Origin of the sequence: Streptomyces sp. DH12 (assembly GCF_020873895.1) — a bacterium.
Lineage (GTDB): Bacteria > Actinomycetota > Actinomycetes > Streptomycetales > Streptomycetaceae > Streptomyces.
The window spans coordinates 1-421 of sequence record NZ_JAHWGT010001345.1; the positions used below are offsets into that span (position 1 = coordinate 1).

The 421-nt window shown below is 74.3% G+C and carries 1 protein-coding gene; it reads right to left on the reverse strand.

Annotated elements, in window-relative coordinates:
• Positions 1–37: 37 nt before the first annotated feature.
• Positions 38–421: DUF5997 family protein (locus LPA54_RS40005; RefSeq protein WP_228985328.1), on the reverse strand; the 384-nt coding region annotated here is incomplete at its 5' end.

Here is a 421-nt window from a genome sequence, read left to right on the forward strand (position 1 = left end):
ACCCGGCCGGGGGTGTCTGAGCCCTCGGAGGCGGACCTCAGGCGCCCCCCTCGGAGCTCTCGCTCCCGCGCTTCTTCAGCCGGGCCGCCTCCTTGCGGACCTCGGCCTGGGTGGCGCGCTCCCGCTCCAGCCACTCGGGGCGCTCCTGCGTCAGCGCCTCGATCTGCTCGGTGGTGAGCGGCTCGATCACGCCGCCACGGGCCAGACCGGAGATCGAGACGCCCAGCTTGGCCGCGACGACCGGGCGGGGGTGCGGGCCGTCGCGCCGCAGGTCCCGCAGCCACTGCGGGGGGTCGGTCTGGAGCGCGTTCAGTTCCGCGCGCGAGACCACGCCCTCCCGGAACTCGGCGGGGGTGGCCTCGAGGTACACACCCAGTTTCTTCGCCGCGGTCGCGGGCTTCATCGTCTGGGTGCTCTGGTG